We start from the raw sequence: 24,161 nt of genomic DNA, 5'->3' as shown, positions 1-24,161 counted from the left end.
AGTATCTTCATGGATACAGGTTTTTTCGTCTTTTTCTTACAAAAATGTTATACTAATACCAGAGTCCGTTTTGCGAATGAAGTTTATCTTTAAAAGTCTTGGAGAAAAGCTAGTTTGTACCAGTATTGAGTTTTGATTTTGCATTTTCTCGCTTTTTGAAAGGCTTTTGTAGTTAGAAAGGAGCATGGTATGAGTATTTCTTTTTACATTCAGAACCGAAAGGGCCTGTTTAGCTATAAGGCGGTCGAAACACCCTTGTCTTTGGTTTCCCTAGTAGAAGGGCTGGAGGTCGTAGGTCTCGAGGGAGATAAGGCTTATCAATCCTTGGATCAGGTCGGAACTTTTCTGGCTGTCTATTGGGAAGGAGCAGGCCGTGGGTTTGAAGTTTATTATCTGTCAGACCGGGAAACCTACCAGATTCGCGTCTTGACACCATCGACGGTAGGCGACTGGAAAGGGGCTATTCTCTTCATGAGTCGTTTGGCTCAGAAGATGAAGCAGGATATTGTCGATGAATACGGCACGACTTACACTGCTGACGGGATTTTTAATATTGATTTTGAAGCGGATATTCTCTATGGTCTGAATGATGCCAGAGTTGCAGCTGCGCCTATGCATGTTTTCGAAGGCTATGCTCATGATTTGTATATGTCGCAGGAAAAACTTCTGGAACTATTCAAAGTTGAAGATCCTGTGGAGGAGTTCGGCAGACAGATGGCCGAGATGCAGCAGGTCCAGAGTCAATTTTCTACTCCTAAGTATTATAAGGATCAGGGCGGGAAATACCTAGGTTCTTATGTTCTGGCAGAAGGAGTGGAGACAGTCCTTCCGACTCAGCCCATGCCCAAGGGCTACTTGGTTAAAGAGATGATTGAGAGCGGTGCTAGTCAAGACATGAAATGGCATCTTCATATCCTGATAGAGGATGCCAGCAGTCCGCAGGGCTATAAATACTTGACAACAAAGGATTTAAAAGCTTTTTTGGAGAAGATTCCAGACACTCACCGCACCTATCTGGATTCTAGTCAGATTCGGATTCAGCCACTTAGTCGACTGGAACTGGAAGCCATTTTGAATCAACTTCCCGATGGAGAACCGAAGTTTTAGCGCTAGGAAAATCTACTCTTTGTCTACTGCTGCTACCGCCTGTATGTAAAATGAGATTGGGAAATACTCCCAGTCTTTTTTGTGGGTTAAGCTTTGAAATACACTCACTGCAATCCTCGCTATAAAGTCTGCCTATAGCTATTGCTATCTAGAAAATATGCAGGCAGCGTTCAGCAGACCGCCTTTTTATGATACAATGGTAAGATGAAGTTAGCAGAGTTCTGCTGGCTGTTTCATCAGGAAGAAAGGGGTAAGAGAGCAAGCCTATGATACTTGAAGAATTTGACCAAAGTCGCAAGGCCATCATCAATCCAGAGGACTTGAATGAGTTCATAGAAGGGTTTCCTGAGACGGCCGTTTCCTGCTTTGCCAGAGAGACTTTTGCGCGGATGTTGGCGGATTTTGAACATGAGCTGATTACGACGACTAGCATGGCAAATATTGAAATTCCTATCTATCGTATTTTCGTGGATGGCCGGGAACTGGCTCTCTTCAATGCACCTGTTGGAGCTTCGGCCTGTGTGGCTATTCTGGAAGACCTGATTGCTTTTGGCATGAAAAAGCTGGTGCTTTTCGGTACTTGTGGCATCTTGGATGAGGAGATTAAGGAAACGTCCGTCATTATCCCGACGGAGGCCCTGCGTGATGAGGGGACTAGCTATCACTACCAGCCAGCTAGCCGTGAGCAGGAAGTTAATCTTGGCTTGAAAGATTCTCTGACAGCTTTTCTGGATGAGCGCGGTATTTCCCATAGCAAGGGCAAGGTCTGGACGACAGACGGCATTTACCGTGAGACGCCAGCTAAACTCCGCCAGAGAAAGGCTGAGGGAGCGATCTGTGTGGATATGGAATGCTCAGCTGTAGCGGCTTTGGCAGCTTTTCGAGAGATAACCGTCTGCCAGTTCTTCTACGCAGCCGACCACTTGTCTGAGGAAGCTTGGGATATGCGCAACCTTGCCAATCATGCAGGCTTAGACGAAAAAGATAAGATTGCCAATCTAGCGATTCAAATCGCTCTGGCACTATAGAGAAATAAGATGAAAAAACCAATTATCCAATTTGAAGACTTTAGCTTTCAATATCAGGCCCAGTCTGAGCCGACACTGAAGCAGATCAATCTGACTATTTACGAAGGAGAGAAGGTTCTAATTGTCGGTCCGTCTGGCTCTGGTAAGTCAACGCTGGGCCAGTGTCTCAATGGGATTATCCCCAATATTTATAAAGGAGAGGCCAGCGGTCAGCTCTTGATTAAGGGGCATCCAGCCTTTGAAACCAGTATTTATGATAAGTCCAATCTAGTCAGCACGGTCTTGCAGGATACGGATGGCCAGTTTATCGGGCTTAGTGTAGCAGAAGATCTGGCCTTTGCGCTGGAAAATGACGTGATGGAGCTGTCGCTTATGTGCGAAAAAGTCCGAACTTGGTCAGAGAAGCTGGATTTATCGGAGCTTTTGCAGCATCGGCCCCAGGATCTATCAGGCGGTCAAAAGCAGCGCGTCAGTCTGGCTGGGGTTTTGATTGACGAGAGTCCTATTCTGCTTTTTGACGAGCCCTTGGCCAATCTGGATCCCAAGTCGGGTCAGGATACCATTGATTTGATTGACCAGCTTCATCGGGAGACGGCAACGACGACTCTGATTATCGAGCATCGTTTGGAAGATGTTCTTTACAGACCGGTAGACAGACTAGTGCTTGTCAATGACGGACGCATTCTCTTTAATGGACAGCCGGATGACCTGCTCAGGACCCAACTGCTAGCTGAAAATGGTATTCGCGAGCCGCTCTACATTACCACTCTACGCCAGCTGGGTGTTGATGTGGAAAAGACTGAGGACTTATCCCGCTTGGAACAGCTGCAGCTGGCAGATGTGATCTTTGAGGGCAGGGATTGGTCTGATTCTGACAAAGAGTCTCAGGAGCCCTTACTGGAACTGGAGCACGTTTCCTTTGCTTACCAGAGCGGCGGCAAGCCTATATTACAGGATATGAGCCTGAAGATTTTCAAGGGTGAGCGGATAGCTATCGTTGGTAAAAATGGAGCTGGCAAATCCACTCTGGCCAAGGCCCTCTGTCAGTTTATCGAGACTGAGGGGAACTATAGCTGGCAGGGGCAGGACATCAAAGGAGACTCCATCAAGGAGCGAGCTGAGCGGATTGGCTATGTCCTGCAGAATCCCAATCAGATGATTTCGGCAGCCATGATTTTTGATGAAGTCGCTTTAGGATTGCGCCTGCGTGGACTGGCAGAAGCGGAAATCGAAGAGCGGGTCCATGCGGCTCTTAAAACGTGCGGACTCTATGAATTCCGTAGTTGGCCGATTTCGGCCCTGTCTTTCGGCCAGAAGAAACGGGTGACCATTGCATCTATCTTGGTGCTGAATCCGGAGATTATCCTCTTGGATGAACCAACAGCTGGCCAGGACCAGCGCCATTATACAGAGATGATGGACTTTCTAGACGAGCTCAACCAGCAGGGACATACGATTATCATGATTACCCATGATATGCAGCTGATGCTGGATTACTCAGATCGGGCAGTGGTTGTGGTGGATGGTCAGATTTTAGCCGATAAGGCGCCTGCTCAGGTGCTGACAGATCAAGAGTTGATTTCGGCGGCTCATCTAAAAGAAACGTCAATCTTTGCTCTGGCTGAGAAGATTGGTGCCGACCCTCTGGCTTTGACCGAGTTTTATATGCGAGAAAAGGAGGACAAGCATGCTTAATCAGCGAAAATTAATCGGCTACCATGCAGGCGAGACGTTTCTTCATGGTTTGTCCGGTGCCAGCAAGATGCTGTTCTTCGTTCTGGTATCAGTGGCAGCCATGATCAGCTATGATACTCGCTTTTTGCTGGGGCTAGCCCTGCTGTCCCTCTGCCTCTTTCGGCTGTCCCGTATCCGCATCCGAGACATTTCATTTGTTTTAGTCTTTGCGGCATCCTTTGCTGCTCTTAACTTAGTGATGGTCTATCTTTTTGCGCCTCAGTATGGTATCGATATCTACGGGGCCAAAGATGTCCTCTGGACCGGATGGGGAGCTTATAATCTAACAGCTCAGGAGCTGTTCTACCTCTTTAATCTCCTGCTCAAGTATGTTTCGACCATTCCTCTGGCAGTGATTTTCCTCATAACAACCCATCCCAGTCAGTTTGCTTCCAGCCTTCATCAGCTTGGTATTTCCTATAAAATTGCTTACGCGGTCAGTCTGACGCTCCGCTATATTCCAGATTTGCAGGAAGAATTTTTCCTGATCCGGATGTCTCAGGAAGCGCGTGGTCAGGAATTATCCAAGAAAGCCAAACTGTCTCAGCGCGTGAAGGGAAATTTGCAGATTATCATTCCGCTGATTTTCAGCTCACTAGAGCGCATCAATACCATTGCCACGGCCATGGAGCTGCGCCGTTTCGGAAAAAATAAAAAACGCACCTGGTATACCTATCAGGCTCTAAGCAGACGAGATATGCTGGTGCTGACACTGGCAGTCACCTTTCTATTGCTCTGCTTTGCCCTCTTCGCAGTCAATCACGGTCGCTTTTACAATCCGTGGAGGTAGGATGTAAGCATGTTTCTTATGAATGTACGGTTCCCTAAAGTATCTTCTATTTAGATACTATTTTAGGAGCTTTTTGAGACTTACATGCTGAAAGGGAAGGAGTAATATGAAGAAAAAATGGAAATTTATAGCAGCGCTCGTAGTTGTTTTGTCTTTAGTCGGTGCTTACGATGCGTATCGATATTTTACATATAATCGTTATAAAGAAAGAAACTATGCAATTGAACCACGAGCTTACGAATTTATTGCAAACAAACAAGGCTTAGTTATTTCATGGAAAAAAGCAAATTCCCAAATTATTGACTCAAAAGTCCCAGATAATAACAGTGGCGAAGGACAGGCATTAGGATTTGGCGCAGTGGTTTATGGAAAGCACTATCTTTCAACGGACAGCTATCAATTTGTTCGCCAATTTCATGATCCTGATTTTAATCTGAAAGATTTAAGTTGGGGGGAGTTTTGGAAAATACAGGTCTACGATATTAGTACGAATAAGTTATCTCGTAAGGAATATGATTTACTTGAAGCGATTCGAGAATATGATGATAGTTATGTACCTTTTGCGACTTATTCGGCTTTCTTTAGTTATGATAATCAAGAATATCGAACAGTGGAGTTAGAAAAGGTTGGAGGCGGAAGTGGCCGTATAGTTTTGTTTAATATGGCGACAGGAAAAATAGAGGATGTTCCGAAAGATGTCGAAATTCCAAAAGATAAGCGAACTGATATTATTAGTAATTCTACAAGTTTAAAAACATATTATAAAGAGCCTATTGATAATATATTCTCATCTATCTCTTTCCCAAATTCAGTTATTAAACAATCTTCTGATTGGCGCCTAAAGGTCGAATACCCTAAAGCTTACGATTTGATGACGAAGCAAGGCGGTCAATTATATCTTTTGACGGATAAGACAGATCCTAAACTGCTGTCAGACATTTACAGTCTTTTAATACCGAAAGATAAGCAACTATTTGATAACTTAACTGTTTATGGTAATATCACAAAAGACGGTCAAGATCATGTGGTCAATTCTTATGAAGAATTTACCAATGTTTTAAAACTAGAGGAACAGGACAGTAAGTAAGCGTCTTTTTATACTTGATATAGCCTTGCAGCCCCTCTTTTCTACATTGAACTTCTAGTCGGTTACATAAAAAACCAGGCAAGCCTTGCCTGATTTTTTTCTTATAACGGTCTTTTATTTGGCATACCGGCTTTGCGGGGGTATTTATTGGGGGTTTCTTTCTTCTTTTCTACCACTGTGATAAAGCGGGGATCGCCGTTTGGTAGGGCATAGCTGAGGTTGTCTTGGACCTTGCTAAAGAGTAAATTGAGGGCATTTTTTGCTTCTTCCAGTTCCTCTGGAGCATTGGAAGCTTTGAGAGCCAAGAGCTTCCCGCCAACTTTTAGATAGGGAATGGTTAGCTCAGACAGAACTTGCATTCGAGCGACTGCACGGGCAGTGACCAGGTCAAATTGGGCTCGAAAGGCCTTGTCCTGAGCAAAGTCTTCTGCGCGGCCGTGGTAGAAATGTACCTTGTCTAGGCTAAGCTCTTCAGCCAGCAGTTTGAGGAAGTTGATTCGTTTGTTGAGCGAGTCAATGATAGTCACATCCAGCTGAGGACAGATGATTTTCATAGGGAGGCTAGGAAAGCCAGCACCGGCTCCGATATCCAGCAGCTTAAGCTCTTGATTATCAATCAGGCCTTGCAAAACGGGCGCAATTGAATCATAGAAATGCTTGAGATAGACTTCATTTTTCTCGGTGATAGCTGTCAGATTGATTTTTTCATTCCATTCGACCAAGAGTTCAAAATAACGCTCAAACTGGTCTTTCTGGCGGTCGGTCAGCTCGATTCCCTGCTGGGCTAAGAGCTGGTAAAATTCTTGCGGTGTCATAGTTTCATCCTTGTTTGTCAGTATTCATCCTATTATATCATAAAAAGGAGACCCCGGCATTCTGTCAAAGTGCCTCTTGTCTTATATACCAATCTGATTGAGCTCCGCCAAGAGCAGCTGGCGCCGATCATCTTGATTAGTAGCTGGGGCAAAGAGAATTTCTTTTTTTATCTTGCCATCTAAAATGAGCAGAACCTTGTCTGCATAGGTAGCCACAATGGCATCATGCGTCACTAGGAGAATGCTTGCACCCTGCTGGTGGAAGTGCTGCATGAGCTCCATAGCTTGACGGCCAGCCTGAGAGTTGAGCGCTCCTGTCGGCTCGTCAGCAAAAATGATTCGAGGCTGGTTCATGAGAGCCCGGCAGATGCCGGCTCGCTGGAGCTGGCCGCCCGATACCTGATGGATAGAGCGGTGAGCAATGTCCTTAATGCCAGTCAGAGCCATTAACTCCTTGGCTCGCTCATAGGCTGCCTTTCGCTCGCTGCTTTTCTTACCAATAATACTCGGTAGGCAGATATTGTCTAGGATATTGAGATTTTTCAGGAAGGTTGCCTGCTGGAAGACAAAGCCGAAAGCCTCTCTGCGAAGGCGGTCTAAGTCCTTGTCTTTCATAGCTAGCAGGTCCTGTCCCTCGTAAAAAATCTGTCCTTGGTCAGGTCTGTCAATGGTGGACAGAAGATTGAGAAGAGTGGATTTCCCGCAGCCAGACGGCCCCATGATGGCGATGAATTGGCCGCTTTCAATCTCTAGCGACAAATCACGGAGAATGGGCTCCTGATTTTCCTGATAGCTTTTGCTGAGGTTATGTGCTTCTAATAACATAGGCTTCTCCTCGGATGTAAAATAAATGCTAAGCGCTCGGAAGCTAGCTGCTTAAGGTCAATGTTCCTTTAGATAACGTCCAATTTCCAGCTTGTTCAGCGCTCGGAGACTGATGTGTGCTGCTGTGAGTCCGCTAAGAAGCAGAGCCAGCGGTGTCCATAGAAAAGTAAGGGACTTATTGATGATGAGCTGGAGTTTGCTGATACCGAAGCTGTTGAGCAGTAGACTGCAGACTTCTTGTCCCAGACTAAGGAGCAGCAGGTCGGCTATTGCCAGAGCCAGCATCAAGATGAAGCAGACAGCGAGCAGGTAGTAGCTCCTGAGTCGTTCAGTGCCAAATCCCAGCATCCGATAAAGTGCCAAGTCAGCTTGGTCCTTGGTGAGAATCATATAGACAAAGAGAGTCATAAGGATGAAGACAATGCCGAGCCCTGTCCAGAAAACGCTGGTCTGAATCAGGCGGAGCATGGCAAGAGTATCATCAAAAGTCTGATGGAAAAAGTCTTCTACGTCGGTCAATTTATAATTGGAATAGCGTTTTTTCCATTCGTTGATTTTTTGAGTTTTGTTGCTAGCATCTTTAAGGTGGATGGTCGTCAGACTATTGAGTGTTTGCGCTTGCTTTGTCACAAAGACAGCCTTGGCGGTCTTGCCGCCGTAGGTCAGGTCTGAGTAAATACCGACTACTTTTAGTTTTCTGGCTTGACCGTCTACCGTCAAGGTCAGGCTGTCTCCTACTTTTAGCTTGAGCTCTTCTGCCTTAAGCTTGGAGAGGGCAATTTCATGCTCGTTTTTAGGATAGCGGCCTTGGCTGTATTTGACTGGAAATCCCGCATGGTTTCCCAGAGTTACCCGCAACTGCTGGGTCTGACCTTGCTGGTCTTGATAGGAGAAATTCTGGCTCTGGTACTGATTAATCTCTGCGATATCCTTGTCTGCCTGCAGTTCTTTCAGAAGCTGGGCAGTCTTGGTATCGATATCTTCAGTCTGAGAAATATCAACCAACACATCTGCCTGACCGGCTCCCAGATACTGACTGAAATTCTTGTCCATCACAGTACTGTAGAGACTGGCTGGCAGCAGGATAAGCAGGCTAATCAGACTGACAATGAGCAAGATAGTCAAATAGAGTTTTTTATGATTCAGAATCGTTTTCAGAGCGAAATAGGGCCTGTCTAAGAGGGGGATAGTCGGTAATCCCATTTTGGGAGTAGAACACGTCTCGGTCAGACTGTTGGAAGAAGCTAATCTTAAAGCTTGGCCGGGTGTCATTTTCTTAAAGGAGCTGAGAGGACGGGCAGTCAGCCAGAAGACCAAGAGACAGAGCAACAGAGCTACTAGCATTTCCAGAAGATAGCTATAGAAGGGCGTCGGACTTTGCCCCATAGACAGTGCCATCTGCTTTTTAAAAGGAGAACTCAGAAGAAAGGACAGTCCCCATCCTACGATGGTTGCCAGAGCTAGGCAGAAATAATACTTGGTCAGGTAGACCCTGCTGATAAAGCTTTGGGGCAATCCCATCACCTTCATAACGGCAATCTGCTGCAGTTCTTCTTGAATCTTGGTCAAGAGGGCAAAGCGCATGCAGAGAAAGGTGATGCCAATGATAGCCACAACCAGCAGCCCCATGACTAGGATGACTAGAGCATCATTGAAGCCGTTAATCATCTTGATCGTCGGATAGGTAATCATAGGCGGTCCATTGGACTCAAGCTCTGCATTTTTATAGGCTTGCTCGATGGTAGAAATCTGGCTAAGCTTATGCACTCGAAAGGCAATCAGGTTTTCATTAGATGCAAATGCTTCTTTTTTCAGAATCTGCAAATCAGTCGGCGAGATGAGGAAGCGCTTGGAGGAGACTAGGCCAGCATTCATCTGGGCATCTCGGATAAAGCCCTGGACAGTTAGCCGTAGCTTGCCGACCCTTATTTGGTCGCCGATTTTGATTTTTCCGCTATTGTAATAATAAAGGGGGATATAAACTTGCCCTGGCTGAGGCTGGGCAGGCCGGTTATTCTGATCCAGCAGAAAGTCAAAGTTTTGGTTCTGACTGGAAAAGCCATTATCCTGGGAGCTGTCCTGAAGTGAGTTTTTCTCATTGATGCGGATGGCTGATCCTTCCACATTGACAAAGTCTGTCAGCTGCCAAGAGGCAATTTCTGGATGCTGCTGGACGAAGTTTTGCAGGCGTTCTTGGTCAACGCTTCCGCTGTGCATCTGTAGCAGGTGAGGACTTTTAGCTGTTTCTACAAAGCGCTCAATCGAGCTAGTCAGACTGACGGTCAGGCGAGTGGCTGCAAAGCTCAGAGTCAGAGTCAGAAGCAGGAAAAGTCCAATGACTAGCATGCTGACTTTGTTTTCTTTTAAATCATTTTTTATCAAGCGTTGAAACATATTCCAGCTCCTTTACTGAACGTGCTCGGGAGAGCAGATAAGCACCGATGCTGATAGAGATACCGGATAGGATAAAGAGCAGACCGTAGCCTCTGCCTCCTCCAACACCGATGATTTTTCCGACAGAATTTGCCAGCCAGCCAAAGTAAGTTAGCGAGGGCTTGAAAAGAGTGTCCGCGACCCAACCCATGCCGGCATAAGCTAGCACATAGCCCAGCTGAGAAATAATCCCGATGGTCCCCCAGACCTTGCCTTGGTCGGCTTTGTTAATATTGATGCGGACTAGATAGTCAATGGCTGTATTGGCGAAAGGCAGGGCAGCAAAGAGGAGAAAGCCAAAGCTGCAAATCCAGATGAAATTTTCTTTCATTCCCAGCCCAACCATGAAGAATCCCAGTAGAAATAGTGAGAGACAGAGCATACAGTGGAAGTGTTTTTTGATAGCAAATATCCCCAGAACCAAGCCTCCTATCAGCATACCACTGCTGGAGATGGTCATAACCCAACCGGCTGTTTTGGCATCTGCGAAAGCCAGCACTAAGGGAGAAAGCAGGATTTGGACAGTTCCCAAAAAGAAGGAAAAGCCTGTTCCAGCTAGGACTAAAATCCAGATTCCTTTTTTTCTATAGACGATTTGAAAACCTTTAAGGAAATCCGCCCAGAAACGACTATCACTGCTATAAACTTGTGTGTGAATGGCCCTACGAGCCAGCAAGGTGCAGGCTACTGTCACGAAAATGGTTGAAAAATCCAGCAACAGAATCATGCTGATATCTCCGCTCGCCAAAATCATTCCAGCCAAGGCTGGTGAAATCAGATAGCGGGCAATGCCATTAATCTGGGACAAACCAGTTGCTTTTGATAACTGGTCCTCAGGCAGCAAGTCGGAAATCGTAGCCCGAAAGGCCGGATTGACCAAGGCTGAAAAGAGCGAACTAATGGCAGCTCCGATACAGATAAAAATCAAAGCAGGATTCTTCAGACTAAAGTAAATCCAGAGAACTCCTAAGCCTGACAGGCCATCTCCCAGGGCCATCAGCAATCTTCGGTCATAGCGATCGGCCAGAATTCCAGCCAGAGGAGTAACCAAAAGACCGGGTAGGAAAGCACAAAGGGTAACAAAAGAAGAAACAGAAACCAAACCGGTCAGCTGGAAGATATAAACACCTAAAGCGAAAGAAGTCATACCAGAGCCGATTTCTGAAATGAGGCTTCCTATCCAAATCAATAAAAAGAGTCTAAAACCCGATTGTTTCATAGTTACCTCCTTATGCTTGCAATGGCAAGTAAGTGTAAATAGTAAATCTAGTGCTTAGCTTTCTAGCTGCTTTGAGTTTGAATCAAAGATAGAAAGGGATTGAAGTAGCCTTGCCGGCTGTGGAAAAGAGTTTCTAAAAGATAGAGAAAAGCCTGAAGTTTTTGCTGCTGTTTTTCTGGAGGTAGAGCCTGAAAACTGCTGCCAAAAGCTTGCAGCGAATAAGTAAGAATCATTTCCAGACTTTCGTAGGGATAGTCGGTCCTCATATCTCCAGCAGTGATACCGTCTTGGATGATGGGAAGTAGAATCTGGGGTGCTCGTTCAAGAAGAATTTGATTGGTCTTTTCGTGCAGGAGCGCATTTTGTGGCTGATTGAGATGCAGCAGTACTCCCTCTCCCTCTTGGTGATTGAGATTCAGAGCAGCCATACTGCCAACCAAGCGCTCTATGATAGTCAGTCCACGATTATCAGCAAAGGCTTGGGAAGCTGTAAATGCTCTTTCAATGGTTCGCTCAATGATGGCATCCATTATCTCTTCCTTAGAAGAAAAGTAATAGTAGAGAGTACCGCGGGCGATTTGAGTCGCTTCTAAAATCTGGGAGATAGAGGTCTGGTCAAAGCCTTGCTCCATAAAAAGCTCCTGAGCGGTATCTAAGATAAAGTCTTTTTTATTAGCCATGTTTGCATCCTTTTTGGTAGTAAAATTTTGTTCGACCGACAGTCGGTTTATTCTTTCCTTTATCGTACATCTTTTCTAAATCAATGTCAAGAATAAAGACAGTTCCTCTATTTTTTGATATAATAAGTCTAATCAAAATTGAAGGAGTATATCATGACTTTTATTATAATTCTTATTATTGTCGCGGTTTTAGCATTCTTCGTTGTTGGTGCGTACAATACCTTGGTTAAAAGCCGCATGCAGACTCAGGAAGCTTGGAGCCAAATTGATGTACAGCTTAAACGCCGTAATGACCTGATTCCTAACCTCTTGGAAACGGTCAAAGGCTATGGCAAGTACGAGCAGGCAACCTTGGAAAAGGTAACACAACTGCGCAACCGGGTAGCTTCAGCTGCTTCACCAGCCGAAGCCATGCAAGCCAGCGACGCCCTTTCTCGTCAGATTTCTGGAATCTTTGCAGTAGCTGAAAGCTATCCAGATCTGAAAGCAAATACCAACTACTTGAAGTTGCAGGAAGAGCTGACCAATACTGAAAATAAAATTGCTTATTCTCGTCAGCTTTATAATTCAGTTACTAGCAACTACAATGTCAAGCTGGAAACTTTCCCAAGCAATATTGTTGCAGGAATCTTTGGCTTTAAAGCTGCGGACTTCCTCAAGACACCAGAAGAAGAAAAGGCTGTGCCAAAAGTTGACTTTGGCAGCACTGGACTAGGTGACTAAGATGCTATTTGATCAAATTGCCAGCAATAAAAGGAGGACTTGGCTCCTCCTTATCGCTTTTTTCGGCCTCTTGGCTCTTGTTGGAGCAGCTATTGGCTATCTCTGGCTGCGGTCTGCTCTAGGTGGTGTCTTGCTAGCTTTGATTATCGGAGCGATTTATGCCGGAGTGATGATTTTTCAGTCTACAGAGGTTGTCATGGCGATGAACGGAGCTCGCGAGGTCTCTGAGCAGGAAGCACCTGAACTCTATCATATTGTTCAAGATATGGCCATGGTCGCTCAGATTCCTATGCCACGTGTCTATATCGTAGAGGATTCCTCTCCCAATGCTTTTGCGACCGGTTCTAAGCCTGAAAATGCGGCTGTCGCAGCAACGACAGGTATCTTGCAAATCATGAATCGTGAGGAGCTTGAGGGAGTGATAGGCCATGAAGTCAGTCATATTCGAAATTATGATATCAGAATTTCAACGATTGCTGTAGCTTTGGCCAGTGCTATTACCATGTTGTCTAGCCTGGCTGGCCGTATGATGTGGTTTGGTGGCGGACGGCGCAGTAGTAATGATCGAGATAACGATAGTGGATTAGGAATTATTCTACTTATCGTATCATTGATTGCTATCGTTTTAGCTCCTCTGGCAGCTACCTTGGTGCAGTTGGCCATTTCTCGTCAGCGGGAGTTTCTGGCTGATGCTTCCAGTGTAGAGCTGACCCGCAATCCGCAAGGGATGATCAATGCTCTACTCAAGCTGGATCGCAGCGAGCCTATGGAGCATCATGTCGATGATGCCAGTGCAGCTCTCTATATCAGCGATCCTAAAAAAGAAGGCGGTCTGAAGAAACTTTTCTATACGCACCCTCCTATCTCAGAGCGGGTGGAGCGCTTGAGACAGATGTAAAAACTGGGAGAAATCTCAGTTTTTTATTGTTTATGCTATAATGATAGACGAATAATATAGTAAGTAGGAAATGTAATGAAAAAACTAAAAGCCTCTAAAGATTTATTTGCAATTTTTTATATTGTTAATTGGATTCTGTCTATAATAATAGCCCCTTTGGGTGGCTATGCAGTTATAGTTCTAATGCTATCTACTATAGAATTTCTGAGTTCAGGCAAGACAAGCATATTAATGCAGTTTATGATGTTTAGTATGATTTTTAAGTTTGTTGTTCTAATCTATCTGTTTATTTATCTGATTTTGAGCCTTCGTTCGCTGATTCAGAGTATAAAGACAAGCAAGGACTCGCTTCATCTGGCTCCAATCAGTTTAATTCTGACTCTGTTGCTTCAGCTATTTCCATTCATCTCTGCTTTGAAAGATACGCGAACCATAGAACCTTATCGCTGGTTGATAGGGGTTGTGCCACTATGCTCGATTTTGTCTTTCCTCAGCTATCTTTACGCTCGGTATGGACTCAAAGGACAAAGAAAGAAGGCACTGCTCTGGGCAGGGCATATGGTTAATGGCATGCTAATTTTGCTCATGATTGTAGCTTTTTTTCAGCCTATCATTCCCCAACTAACACGAACCAGCCGAGTTCTCAGCAGCTTGGAGCAGGAGTACAAAAAGCGGGGTATGGATGCTAAGGTAGAGACTGTACCAAGTGGATACGGGGAAGAAGATTCGAATAATCCAGACTTTAATGATATATACCCAATCGGAAAATTTAAAGTAACTATTGGCAAGCATTCTTTCTATGAAGAAGTTCGAGTCAATAAGGCAGGAGGCATTGAAGAAGCTGCGTTTATTGATCCGAAAACAACACCTTCTCCCATCCTGCGAGTTATTCTCCAAAAGGAAAATAGTCGAGAAAATCTAATCAAAACGAAAGAAAATGTAGAAAAAAGTCTAGATAATATAGATGAGAGTGTTAATATCATTCCTCATTATGGGAATACAGAGGTTTCTGTAGAGTACATAACTAATCCTAAGCGCTCAAAACCCAAGAGCTTTGAGGAAAAAGATTTCAAGTTAAATTCTATCTTTGATCTTACTGATGAGAAATTGCTAGAAAAAGAAGATGTTTGGATCAGTATTAGAATTGAGCTGAATCTGAAGCAAAGACTCTTTGCTTCAGATTCAGGAGAAAAATTCTTGCATGATATGGACTATTCCCTCTTTCAGACAGGAAACTATGTCTTTGAGATAGAGGAGACAGACAAGGATAATGTTACTAGCAAAAAGCAATTTTTTGCTAAAATTAAGGACGGAAAGTTAGTCCAGTTAAATAAGAACGACAGTGACCAAGACTTGACTGAAGGGTCAGTATCGTTGTTAGAATACTCTTATCGTGGTAGTATAGGCTATTCCATAGACGAAGGGTATGACCACATGGTTGATTGGCCTGATTGATACGGAAGGGAATAGAAGAGGGGGAATTTTATGATTCTATTCCCTCTTTTTTTAGTCAAATCTATTTTAGTTCATTAGGTGGATTCATTTTACTTCCTTTCATTCATGTCTAAAAAATATTCGTTTAGATTTTGTTACAGTTTCATGTCAGTCATCTATAAACATTGGATTATCCAAGTTTATTTTTGTATCAGTAAGGAGGCTAGATTTAAAAAAGCCAGTGTTTTCAAGTTGTCAGGTTGAACCCTTCTGACTTTCTTGTAAAATTAGCATTTTCTTGAAAACCATAAAATTTTCAGAAAAATCACTATATTGAGTTATTTTATTGTTCAAGTTAATCTATTTGTATCATTTAGAAATACAAAGTAGTTTTTTTGTAACAAAATAGAAATATATTACTAGTATATTAAATTTAGTAAAAAATTTTATTGCATATATGAAACCGGGGGTTCGGTATGTTGAAAACATTTGGAAAAATTTTCAAAGTCATTAGAGAATCAAAAAACATGTCTCTTAAAGAGGCGGCAGCCGGAGATATTTCAGTGGCTCAATTGTCTCGTTTTGAGCGGGGAGTCAGCGGTATCACGCTTGATTCTTTCTATTGCTGCTTGAAGAATATGGCTGTTTCTCTAGACGAGTTCCAGTATGTTTACCATAACTACATTGAGGCAGATGATGCGCTTTTCTCGAAAAAAGTAGCTGATGCTTATCAGGAAAACAATGTCGTCAAGCTCCAAAGTATTTTGGCTAGTTCAGAAGCTTTGGCTGAGAAGTTCCCTGAGAAGAAGAACTATAGGCTCAATACAATTGTTGTTAGAGCAGTATTGTCTTCCTGCAGTCCAGATTTTCAGATTAGCAAGAAAGATACAGAATTGCTGACTGATTATCTCTTTTCCGTCGAGGAGTGGGGACGTTATGAACTCTGGCTCTTTACTAATAGTGTCGATCTACTGACCTTGGAAACACTGGAAACCTTTGCTAGTGAGATGATTAATCGAACTCAGTTTTATAATGACCTACCAGAGAACCGCCGGCGTATTATTAAGATGCTGCTTAATGTTATCAGCGTCTGCATAGAGGGAAACCATTTGCAGGTTGCTATGAGATTCCTCAATTATCTTGATCATTCTAAAATCCCTGAGACAGATCTCTATGAACGGATGCTGATTAAGTATCATAGGGCTCTTTATTCCTACAAGGTTGGAAATAGCCATGCTCTAAGTGATATTGAGCAATGCTTATCTTTTTTGGAATTCTTAGATTCCTTCGGTGTTGCCCAGAAGCTCAAAGCTCAGTTTGAAAGAATTTGCCGTTCACAGTTGCAGATGTGCAAATAAAATAGACTCATTTCTAAAAATATACTAGAATAAGAGTATAAATTTATACCAAATTCAGAAGGAGGTTTTATGATGGAGAAAAAAATTCATTATAAGATGCATAAAGTTAAGAAAAACTGGGTAGCCATCGGTGTGACTAGCTTAGCACTTATCGTAGCACCAAAAGTACTTGGTCTCGAAGCAGGTCTTGTCCACGCTGATGATGTTAAGCAGGTGGCAGTTCAAGAACCAGCTGCAGCTCAGGATAGCAGTTCTGGGCAGCCGGTTCAAGTACAAGCCAACTCAGCTTCTCCGCTGGAAGCAGAAAAAGCAACTTCTGCAGACAAGGTGACTGATGCTGCTGTAGCCAGTGAAAAAACTGCTGAAACTGCAGCAAATACGGAAGCAGCGGCTCAAACAGATGCTCAAGAGCCAGCTAAGCCGGCAGTAGCAGAAGCAGCAACTACAGAAAAGGCAGCCGTTGCTGAAGAAGCAAAAGCAGCTAATGTAACATCAGAAACTGCTAAACCAGAAGCAGCTGATCAGGATAGACAAGCAAGTCCAGCAACTGCTGATAAACAAGCAAAGAAGACTGTTACGGACAAGATTGTTGCAAATCCAAAGGTTGCAAAGAAAGATCGCTTGCCAGAACCGGCTCAAAGACAGGGAGCGATAGCTGAAAGAATGGTGGCTGCTCAAGCCCAAGCGGCGCCTGTTAATACTGAGCATGATGATGATGTGCTGGCTCACATCAAGACCATTGATGGCAAGAAATACTATGTTCAGGACGACGGTACAGTTAAAAAGAATTTTGCAGTTGAGCTTAATGGAAAAGTTCTTTATTTCGATGCAGAGACTGGAGCATTGATTGATTCAGCTGAGTATCAATTCCAGCAAGGTATTAGCAGTCTCAATAATGAATTCACTCAAAAGAATGCCTTCCATGGCACTACGGAAAAGGATATTGAAACAGTTGACGGCTACCTGACAGCAGATAGCTGGTATCGTCCAAAGTTCATCTTGAAAGACGGAAAAACATGGACAGCATCAACAGAAACAGACCTACGTCCGCTTTTGATGGCTTGGTGGCCTGATAAGCAAACGCAGGTTAGCTATCTCAACTATATGAACCAGCAAGGTCTGGGAGCAGGAGCTTTTGAAAACAAAGTGGAACAAGCTATCCTGACAGGTGCTTCTCAGCAGGTTCAGCGAAAAATTGAAGAAAGAATCGGTAAAGAAGGCGATACTAAATGGCTGAGAACACTGATGGGCTCATTTGTCAAAACTCAGCCAAACTGGAACATCAAGACAGAGTCTGAAACAACCGGTACGAATAAGGACCACTTGCAAGGCGGAGCTCTGCTTTATACCAATAGTGATAAGACTTCTCATGCTAATTCTAAGTACCGTATCCTGAACCGCACACCTACCAACCAAACTGGTACACCTAAGTACTTCATTGACAAGTCAAATGGTGGTTATGAGTTCCTGCTAGCTAACGACTTTGACAACTCTAATCCAGCTGTTCAGGCTGAGCAACTCAACTGGCTGCACTTTATGATGAACTTCGGCAGCATCGTAGCTAATGATCCGACTGCTAACTTTGACGGAGTCCGTGTCGATGCGGTAGACAATGTCAATGCGGACTTGCTCCAGATTGCCTCTGACTACTTCAAGTCTCGCTACAAGGTTGGAGAAAGTGAAGAAGAAGCCATCAAGCATCTGTCTATCTTGGAAGCTTGGTCTGACAACGACCCTGACTACAACAAAGACACCAAGGGTGCACAATTGCCGATTGATAATAAGCTTCGCCTATCCTTGCTTTATTCGTTCATGCGCAAGCTTTCTATCCGTAGTGGTGTAGAGCCAACGATTACGAATAGTCTGAATGACCGTTCTACTGAAAAGAAAAATGGCGAACGGATGGCCAATTATATCTTTGTTCGGGCTCATGACAGTGAAGTGCAAACCGTTATTGCTGACATCATCCGGGAAAATATCAATCCAAATACGGATGGTTTGACCTTTACCATGGATGAGCTCAAGCAAGCCTTCAAGATTTACAACGAAGATATGCGCAAGGCCGACAAGAAGTATACGCAGTTCAATATCCCAACTGCTCATGCTCTCATGCTCTCCAACAAAGACTCCATCACTCGGGTCTACTATGGTGATCTCTATACAGATGACGGCCAATACATGGAGAAAAAATCTCCTTACCACGACGCTATCGATGCCCTGTTGCGTGCTCGGATTAAGTATGTAGCTGGTGGTCAGGACATGAAAGTTACCTATATGGGTGTCCCTCGTGAGGCTGATAAATGGTCTTACAATGGTATTTTGACTTCTGTTCGTTACGGTACTGGTGCTAACGAAGCAACAGATGAAGGAACAGCAGAAACTCGTACCCAAGGGATGGCAGTTATTGCTTCTAACAACCCGAATCTCAAGCTGAATGAGTGGGATAAACTGCAAGTCAATATGGGAGCAGCCCATAAGAATCAATACTACCGTCCTGTGCTCTTGACGACCAAAGATGGTATTTCCCGCTATTTAACTGACGAAGAAGTGCCGCAATCCCTCTGGAAGAAGACAGATGCCAATGGTATTTTGACCTTTGATATGAACGATATCGCAGGCTACAGCAATGTCCAAGTTTCTGGTTATCTGGCTGTTTGGGTACCAGTTGGTGCTAAAGAGAATCAGGATGCTCGTGTAACAGCTAGCAAGAAGAAAAATGCCAGCGGTCAGGTTTACGAATCTAGCGCGGCTCTTGATTCTCAGCTGATTTACGAAGGATTCTCTAACTTCCAAGACTTTGCAACTCGTGATGACCAGTATACCAATAAAGTCATTGCCAAAAATGTCAACCTCTTCAAGGAATGGGGAGTGACTTCATTTGAGCTGCCACCTCAGTATGTATCTAGCCAAGACGGTACTTTCCTAGATTCTATCATCCAGAATGGTTATGCCTTTGAAGACCGCTATGATATGGCTATGAGCAAGAACAATAAATATGGTTCTTTAGATGACCTGCTCAATGCTCTCCGTGCTCTTCACAGTGTCAATATCCAAGCCATTGCGGACTGGGTGCCAGACCAAATCTACAACCTGCCAGGCAAGGAAGTGGTAACAGCAACTCGTGTCAACAACTACGGAACCTACCGTGAAGGCGCAGAAATCAAGGAAAATCTTTACGTTGCCAATACTAAAACGAATGGTACAGACTATCAAGGCAAGTATGGTGGAGTCTTCTTGGATGAACTCAAAGCTAAATATCCAGAAATCTTTGAACGAGTACAGATTTCCAACGGTCAAAAGATGACGACTGATGAGAAGATTACCAAGTGGTCTGCTAAACACTTTAACGGTACCAATATCTTGGGTCGTGGTGCTTACTATGTTCTTAAAGACTGGGCTAGCAACGAATATCTCAACAACAAGAATGGTGAGATGGTACTGCCTAAGCAATTAGTTAATAAGAATGCTTACACAGGATTTGTTAGTGATGCTAGTGGTACTAAGTACTATTCAACTAGTGGCTATCAAGCTAGAAATTCCTTTATCCAAGATGAAAATGGAAATTGGTATTACTTCGATAAACGAGGTTACCTAGCAACAGGTGCTCATGAAATTGATGGCAAGCAAGTTTATTTCCTCAAGAATGGTATTCAGCTGCGTGACTCGCTCCGTGAAGATGAAAACGGCAATCAGTACTACTACGATAAGACTGGTGCCCAAGTTCTCAATCGTTACTATACTACTGACGGCCAAAACTGGCGTTACTTTGATGCCAAGGGTGTCATGGCTAGAGGTCTGGTAACCATGGGCGGCAATCAGCAATTCTTCGACCAAAACGGCTACCAAGTCAAAGGCAAGATTGCGCGTGCCAAAGATGGTAAACTTCGTTACTTTGATAAGGATTCAGGTAATGCTGCTGCTAACCGCTTTGCCCAAGGTGATAATCCAAGTGACTGGTACTATTTCGGAGCAGATGGTGTTGCAGTAACAGGTCTTCAAAAACTTGGCCAGCAAACACTTTACTTCGACCAAGATGGCAAGCAAGTCAAGGGTAAAATCGTGACACTTGCAGACAAGAGTATCCGTTACTTCGATGCCAACTCAGGAGAAATGGCAGTCGGCAAGTTTGCAGAAGGATCTAAGAACGAATGGTATTACTTCGATCAAGCTGGTAAAGCAGTGACAGGTCTTCAGAAGATTGGCCAACAAACCCTTTACTTTGACCAAGATGGCAAGCAAGTCAAAGGTAAAGTAGTAACTCTGGCTGATAAATCAATCCGTTACTTCGATGCTAATTCAGGAGAAATGGCAGTCGGCAAGTTTGCAGAAGGTGCCAAGAACGAATGGTATTACTTCGATCAGGCTGGTAAAGCAGTGACAGGTCTTCAGAAGATTGGCCAGCAAACCCTTTACTTCGATCAAGATGGCAAGCAAGTCAAAGGTAAAATCGTGACACTTGCAGACAAGAGTATCCGTTACTTCGATGCCAACTCAGGAGAAATGGTAGCCAACAAGTTTGTTGAAGGTGCCAAGAACGAATGGTACTACTTCGATCAGTCTGGTAAAGCAGTGACAGGTTTGCAGCAGATTGGCCAACAAACCCTTTTCTTCGACCAAAATGGCAAGCAAGTCAAAGGTAAGATTGTCTATGTCAATGGTGCTAACCGTTACTTTGATGCCAATTCCGGAGAAATGGCGCGCAATAAATGGATTCAGCTAGAAGATGGAAGTTGGATGTACTTTGACCGCAATGGTAGAGGCAGACGCTTCGGCTGGAACTAATAGCAATAGAATAGCTAAATGAAATTTAATCTTTAGCTTTCTAATAGACAAAAATGATAACTTCTTATTTGGAAGTTATCGTTTTTTGCTGTCTTCTAGGAGAACAAATGTAGAAACAAGATTGAATCTATCACATTTCTTTAACATCTTTCTTTTTTTCGATAGATAGGAGCAGAGCAATCACACCGATAATGCTGAAGATGAGCCAGCTAGCGTTCATATTCCAGAGGGCCAGACTGCTGAAGACCATAGTACCAAAGGGAACAGAGAAAGAAAAGAGCAGACTCAGAAAGCTGGAAGTCTGAGCGAGAACATCAGAAGGCAATTTGCTCAGTAAGAGGGTGTTGATTTTGGGATTGATCTTACCGGAGATATAAGCTAGTAAAAATCCAAAAGCAATGCCGACGAAAACAGGCAGGTGTAAGAAATTGCTGACAGCAAGCAGAATCATTGTGAGAGCAGCCCAGAGGGTTAGTTGATTTAGAGAGAGAAGGCTAAAGTAATCGTTTGGCGTCAGGCTGGCTGCGATTATGGCTAGGACAAGAGTGGTCTGAAGAACCAAGAGAGACTGACTAAAGGACAGCTGGAAGATGGGATTGTCCAGCAAGTAGAGATTATAAAGAGCTATAAGAGAACCTGCCATAGCGTTGACGATCAGGATTTGAGCTAGCAGTTTGAGAAAATTGTTAGAACCTTCCTGCTCAAAGATGAGCTTGGACGATGTGTACATTTTCTTCAACTCTTCTTTCAGAGGAGCGTTTTTCTCAGAAATTACGACGGGGTCATGGGTCAATCTGCGACGGACTAGGTAGAGGATGGTGGAGGATAGGAGAAAGGTCAAGGCGTTAACCAAAGCAACTAGGAAAAAGTCTTGCTGGCTGACGGTTAAGAGCCAAACTCCCAAAGCTTGTCCGGCCAGGCTGCAGAGAAAGCTGATGAGCTGGGTAAAAGAGAAGGCTTCCATAAGATCTTTCTCTGGAACATTCTTTTTCAAAATCGGCATTTGCAGGCCGCTGCGATAGTCGCTGATGATATCTGAAAGAATATTCATCAAGCAGACGGCTGAAAAGGCTAGATAAGAGCTGGATCGAGTCATGAAGGCAACAAGGACAAAGAGCAGGGCTTGAAGATAACCAAAATGAATCAACCAGCGAGCCTTATGGACGGTCTTGTCAGCTTTGATGCCGGCAAAGATAGTAAAGAAAGTCGGAACCAGGACGATAAAATTAGCCACAGCAATAGCGAACTTGGGATTGGGCATGCTGGAAGCAAATACCACAAAAACAATATTGAAAATAGAAGCTCCCAAGGTGTTGAAGATTCGGGAAAGGCTGAGTGAGGCATAGACTCCATTTTTAAAGAATAATTTCATTGTAGGCTCCTTTTCTAAACTGCAAGATTGTATAAAAGCTGATTGGGTGCATCTGTAATCTAGCTTTTGTCTTTTTCTCTTTCTGATGATCATTATAGACAGTTTAAAGCCAAAAACAAGGGTTTTTCGGCAACTGGTCAGGTCTTGTAAGTAAGTGGTAAAGTTCTGAAAGTGACTTGCGCTAGCTCTTTCTGTTTTTAGTATAAAATAGAGAATCCAATCTGCAGGAAATGTTGCATATATTCAACGATTTTCGGGTAGAAACTTTTAAATCAGAAAGGTGGAGCTCGAGTAGGAACAAAAAACCACTTTCCAACTCAAAATAGCTGAGCTTAAAAGTGGAGATTTGCATTATTTGCTATATTTTTGAAAAGCAGTATCAAGAGCTTCTTGATAGTAGTCAGCGCTATGCTGACAGTTCAAGATTTGGAAAATGTCAACAGCTTGCTTCATTTGCGAAAGCCCCTCTTCTGTTTGCCCTTTCAAACAGATCAACTCTCCCTGAGCAAAGAGATAGACAATTCGGAAGTAAGTCTCATTTTCTTCGTAAAAGTTTCGCTCAATGACTTGTTGGAAATAGTCTGCCTGGGTGATATTTTCCTGACTGATGGCCAGAAGATAGCCATTAAGAAAGGTAGTGTGCAGGGTGTTGCGGTTGTTGGCAAACAAGGCGGCAAAATCTTTTCTTGAGAGGATTTCTTTGGTGTATTGGGAAAACAAGTTTAGGGATAAAACCGGAGTACAGATAGAGAAGAGATTGAGTTCGTAGCGTCCCCAAATGTCAACTGAAAAGAGGTAATCATGGAGGAAATCCAGCTCGCCTAGGCTGGCCTTTTCAGACTCTTTGAGGGCACAGAGATAGGCCTTTATAATCAGGCGTTCAACCCAATCGCTAGTCTTCTTGCTTTTTTGAGTGATTTTTTCTTTTTCCAGATAAAGTTCTTCTAAGAGGTCGAGCTGACTGGCTTGCAACAGGTCTTGAATGTGGCTTAAGAGTTCCTTGTGAGAATGATGATCCTGGATGCCGGCTGCAACGGTAAATTCTTCCGTTTCCGTGTGGATGGCGCTGAGAGCGCTAAAAAGTTTCTGTGCCGAAAGTTCGCTCTGCCCATTTTCAAAGCGAGAAAGCATAGATTTTGAAAATTCTCCGCCAGTCGCCTCGGATAAAGAGATGTGCCTTGCCTCTCGAAAAAATCTAAAAACCTGTCCTAGATGTTCCATTGTCTTCCCTCCTTACAATTTATTATAACAAAATAATTTTCAATAACATCGAAGCGCTCAAACATGATATAATATAAAGAAAAAACAAAGAGGAACTTATGTTGCATATTCAAGAAATTCGGAAGAATCCAGATGGTCTAGCTTTTGAGAAAAAGCTGGACTTGGCAGAAGAGTTAAAAGAGCGCAATCCTGAGATTTTAGAGGTTCAAGATATTGTAGCCAAAGGAAAGGTTCAATATGAAGATGGCCTCTATTTTCTGGATTATGACTTGTCTTATACCATTACCTTGACGTCCAGTCGTAGTATGGAGCCAGTAGAGCTCAAGGAGTCTTATCTAGTCAACGAAATTTTCATGGAAGAAGGACAGGCCGCATCGCAGGATATGATTGATCAGGACTTGGTGCTTCCGATTGAAAATGGCGAGATTAATATAGCCGAGAGTGTGGCTGATAATATCCTGATGAATATCCCGCTGAAAATTCTAACAGCTGAGGAAGAAGCCGGCCAAGGCTTTCTGTCAGGTCAGGACTGGCAGGTTATGACGGAAGAGGAATTTGCCGCTGCCCAGGAAGTTCAAAAAGAGAAGAACAATCCTTTCGCCGGTTTGCAAGGACTGTTTGATGAATAATTCTTGTAAAAATTTTGAAAATAATT

Annotated in this window: 18 protein-coding genes; 11 read left to right on the top strand and 7 right to left on the bottom strand. The window is 43.7% G+C overall.

What is annotated here, in order from left to right:
- Positions 1-189 precede the first annotated feature (189 nt).
- From FOC72_RS07260 to FOC72_RS07240, 5 genes are all read left to right on the top strand, one after another.
- Positions 190-1,107 (top strand): DUF4299 family protein, encoded by a 918-nt coding sequence (locus FOC72_RS07260; protein WP_002896254.1) that lies wholly within the window; start codon positions 190-192, stop codon positions 1,105-1,107.
- A 266-nt stretch (positions 1,108-1,373) separates the two neighbouring features.
- Positions 1,374-2,135, top strand: coding sequence for a nucleoside phosphorylase (locus tag FOC72_RS07255; RefSeq protein WP_002896253.1), 762 nt, complete (start codon positions 1,374-1,376; stop codon positions 2,133-2,135).
- 9 nt (positions 2,136-2,144) lie between these two features.
- On the top strand, positions 2,145-3,830 hold the full coding sequence (locus FOC72_RS07250; RefSeq protein WP_002896251.1) for an ABC transporter ATP-binding protein: 1,686 nt from the start codon (positions 2,145-2,147) through the stop codon (positions 3,828-3,830).
- Positions 3,823-4,659 carry an energy-coupling factor transporter transmembrane component T family protein gene (locus FOC72_RS07245; protein ID WP_002896250.1) on the top strand — a complete coding sequence of 279 codons (837 nt, stop codon included), beginning with the start codon at positions 3,823-3,825 and terminating at the stop codon, positions 4,657-4,659. Before FOC72_RS07250 ends, FOC72_RS07245 begins: the two co-directional genes overlap by 8 nt.
- A gap of 106 nt (positions 4,660-4,765) precedes the next feature.
- Positions 4,766-5,746 (top strand): hypothetical protein, encoded by a 981-nt coding sequence (locus FOC72_RS07240; RefSeq protein WP_002896249.1) that lies wholly within the window; start codon positions 4,766-4,768, stop codon positions 5,744-5,746.
- A gap of 101 nt (positions 5,747-5,847) precedes the next feature.
- Here FOC72_RS07240 and rsmG read toward each other — a convergent pair whose 3' ends face one another.
- The 5 genes from rsmG to FOC72_RS07215 form a co-directional block, all read right to left on the bottom strand.
- Positions 5,848-6,561, bottom strand: a complete 714-nt coding sequence (rsmG, locus tag FOC72_RS07235) for a 16S rRNA (guanine(527)-N(7))-methyltransferase RsmG (protein ID WP_002896247.1) — start codon at positions 6,559-6,561, stop codon at positions 5,848-5,850.
- Positions 6,562-6,642: 81 nt separating this feature from the next.
- Entirely contained in the window at positions 6,643-7,386 is a 744-nt protein-coding gene (locus FOC72_RS07230) for an ABC transporter ATP-binding protein (RefSeq protein WP_002896246.1), read from the bottom strand.
- 57 nt (positions 7,387-7,443) lie between these two features.
- Positions 7,444-9,780 (bottom strand): ABC transporter permease, encoded by a 2,337-nt coding sequence (locus FOC72_RS07225; protein WP_002896245.1) that lies wholly within the window; start codon positions 9,778-9,780, stop codon positions 7,444-7,446.
- Complete coding sequence (locus FOC72_RS07220; RefSeq protein WP_002896244.1) at positions 9,755-11,038, bottom strand: MFS transporter; 1,284 nt, start codon at positions 11,036-11,038, stop codon at positions 9,755-9,757. Before FOC72_RS07220 ends, FOC72_RS07225 begins: the two co-directional genes overlap by 26 nt.
- A gap of 62 nt (positions 11,039-11,100) precedes the next feature.
- Positions 11,101-11,718: a TetR/AcrR family transcriptional regulator gene (locus FOC72_RS07215; protein ID WP_002896243.1), complete on the bottom strand. Its 618-nt coding sequence runs from the start codon at positions 11,716-11,718 to the stop codon at positions 11,101-11,103.
- 153 nt (positions 11,719-11,871) lie between these two features.
- Between FOC72_RS07215 and FOC72_RS07210 the strand changes: the two genes are divergently transcribed.
- The 5 genes from FOC72_RS07210 (at position 11,872) to FOC72_RS07190 (ending at position 20,913) form a co-directional block, all read left to right on the top strand.
- Complete coding sequence (locus FOC72_RS07210; protein ID WP_002896242.1) at positions 11,872-12,441, top strand: LemA family protein; 570 nt, start codon at positions 11,872-11,874, stop codon at positions 12,439-12,441.
- A gap of 1 nt (position 12,442) precedes the next feature.
- Positions 12,443-13,339 (top strand): zinc metalloprotease HtpX, encoded by an 897-nt coding sequence (gene htpX, locus FOC72_RS07205; RefSeq protein ID WP_032914236.1) that lies wholly within the window; start codon positions 12,443-12,445, stop codon positions 13,337-13,339.
- Positions 13,340-13,414: 75 nt separating this feature from the next.
- A complete protein-coding gene (locus FOC72_RS07200) occupies positions 13,415-14,794 on the top strand; it encodes an ABC transporter permease (protein ID WP_002896239.1) in 1,380 nt (459 codons plus the stop codon).
- 455 nt (positions 14,795-15,249) lie between these two features.
- The gene (locus tag FOC72_RS07195) at positions 15,250-16,131 is read left to right on the top strand and encodes a helix-turn-helix domain-containing protein (protein ID WP_002896237.1); all 882 of its coding nucleotides are present in this window, start codon (positions 15,250-15,252) and stop codon (positions 16,129-16,131) included.
- A gap of 69 nt (positions 16,132-16,200) precedes the next feature.
- A complete protein-coding gene (locus tag FOC72_RS07190) occupies positions 16,201-20,913 on the top strand; it encodes a glycoside hydrolase family 70 protein (protein ID WP_002896236.1) in 4,713 nt (1,570 codons plus the stop codon).
- A 130-nt stretch (positions 20,914-21,043) separates the two neighbouring features.
- On the opposite strand, the gene FOC72_RS07185 is transcribed toward FOC72_RS07190, so the two are convergent.
- On the bottom strand, positions 21,044-22,285 hold the full coding sequence (locus FOC72_RS07185) for an MFS transporter (protein WP_032914233.1): 1,242 nt from the start codon (positions 22,283-22,285) through the stop codon (positions 21,044-21,046).
- 351 nt (positions 22,286-22,636) lie between these two features.
- Complete coding sequence (locus FOC72_RS07180) at positions 22,637-23,506, bottom strand: Rgg/GadR/MutR family transcriptional regulator (RefSeq protein ID WP_002896234.1); 870 nt, start codon at positions 23,504-23,506, stop codon at positions 22,637-22,639.
- Positions 23,507-23,604: 98 nt separating this feature from the next.
- On the opposite strand from FOC72_RS07180, the gene FOC72_RS07175 reads away from it, so the two are divergent.
- The gene (locus FOC72_RS07175; protein ID WP_002896233.1) at positions 23,605-24,135 is read left to right on the top strand and encodes a DUF177 domain-containing protein; all 531 of its coding nucleotides are present in this window, start codon (positions 23,605-23,607) and stop codon (positions 24,133-24,135) included.
- Positions 24,136-24,161: the final 26 nt, after the last annotated feature.

Origin of the sequence: Streptococcus sanguinis (genome assembly GCF_013343115.1) — a bacterium.
GTDB classification, from domain to species: domain Bacteria; phylum Bacillota; class Bacilli; order Lactobacillales; family Streptococcaceae; genus Streptococcus; species Streptococcus sanguinis_H.
Note: the sequence above shows the minus strand (reverse complement) of the source record. Positions and strands in the feature narration are given on the sequence as shown.

Coding starts and splice junctions, on each gene's coding strand:
- FOC72_RS07250 (WP_002896251.1), top strand. CDS start 2,145: ATGAAAAAACCAATTATCCAATTTGAAGACTTTAGCTTTCAATATCAG.
- FOC72_RS07215 (WP_002896243.1), bottom strand. CDS start 11,718: ATGGCTAATAAAAAAGACTTTATCTTAGATACCGCTCAGGAGCTTTTT.
- FOC72_RS07180 (WP_002896234.1), bottom strand. CDS start 23,506: ATGGAACATCTAGGACAGGTTTTTAGATTTTTTCGAGAGGCAAGGCAC.
- FOC72_RS07210 (WP_002896242.1), top strand. CDS start 11,872: ATGACTTTTATTATAATTCTTATTATTGTCGCGGTTTTAGCATTCTTC.
- FOC72_RS07195 (WP_002896237.1), top strand. CDS start 15,250: ATGTTGAAAACATTTGGAAAAATTTTCAAAGTCATTAGAGAATCAAAA.
- FOC72_RS07240 (WP_002896249.1), top strand. CDS start 4,766: ATGAAGAAAAAATGGAAATTTATAGCAGCGCTCGTAGTTGTTTTGTCT.
- FOC72_RS07255 (WP_002896253.1), top strand. CDS start 1,374: ATGATACTTGAAGAATTTGACCAAAGTCGCAAGGCCATCATCAATCCA.
- rsmG (WP_002896247.1), bottom strand. CDS start 6,561: ATGACACCGCAAGAATTTTACCAGCTCTTAGCCCAGCAGGGAATCGAG.
- FOC72_RS07220 (WP_002896244.1), bottom strand. CDS start 11,038: ATGAAACAATCGGGTTTTAGACTCTTTTTATTGATTTGGATAGGAAGC.
- FOC72_RS07190 (WP_002896236.1), top strand. CDS start 16,201: ATGATGGAGAAAAAAATTCATTATAAGATGCATAAAGTTAAGAAAAAC.
- htpX (WP_032914236.1), top strand. CDS start 12,443: ATGCTATTTGATCAAATTGCCAGCAATAAAAGGAGGACTTGGCTCCTC.
- FOC72_RS07225 (WP_002896245.1), bottom strand. CDS start 9,780: ATGTTTCAACGCTTGATAAAAAATGATTTAAAAGAAAACAAAGTCAGC.
- FOC72_RS07175 (WP_002896233.1), top strand. CDS start 23,605: ATGTTGCATATTCAAGAAATTCGGAAGAATCCAGATGGTCTAGCTTTT.
- FOC72_RS07230 (WP_002896246.1), bottom strand. CDS start 7,386: ATGTTATTAGAAGCACATAACCTCAGCAAAAGCTATCAGGAAAATCAG.
- FOC72_RS07200 (WP_002896239.1), top strand. CDS start 13,415: ATGAAAAAACTAAAAGCCTCTAAAGATTTATTTGCAATTTTTTATATT.
- FOC72_RS07185 (WP_032914233.1), bottom strand. CDS start 22,285: ATGAAATTATTCTTTAAAAATGGAGTCTATGCCTCACTCAGCCTTTCC.
- FOC72_RS07260 (WP_002896254.1), top strand. CDS start 190: ATGAGTATTTCTTTTTACATTCAGAACCGAAAGGGCCTGTTTAGCTAT.
- FOC72_RS07245 (WP_002896250.1), top strand. CDS start 3,823: ATGCTTAATCAGCGAAAATTAATCGGCTACCATGCAGGCGAGACGTTT.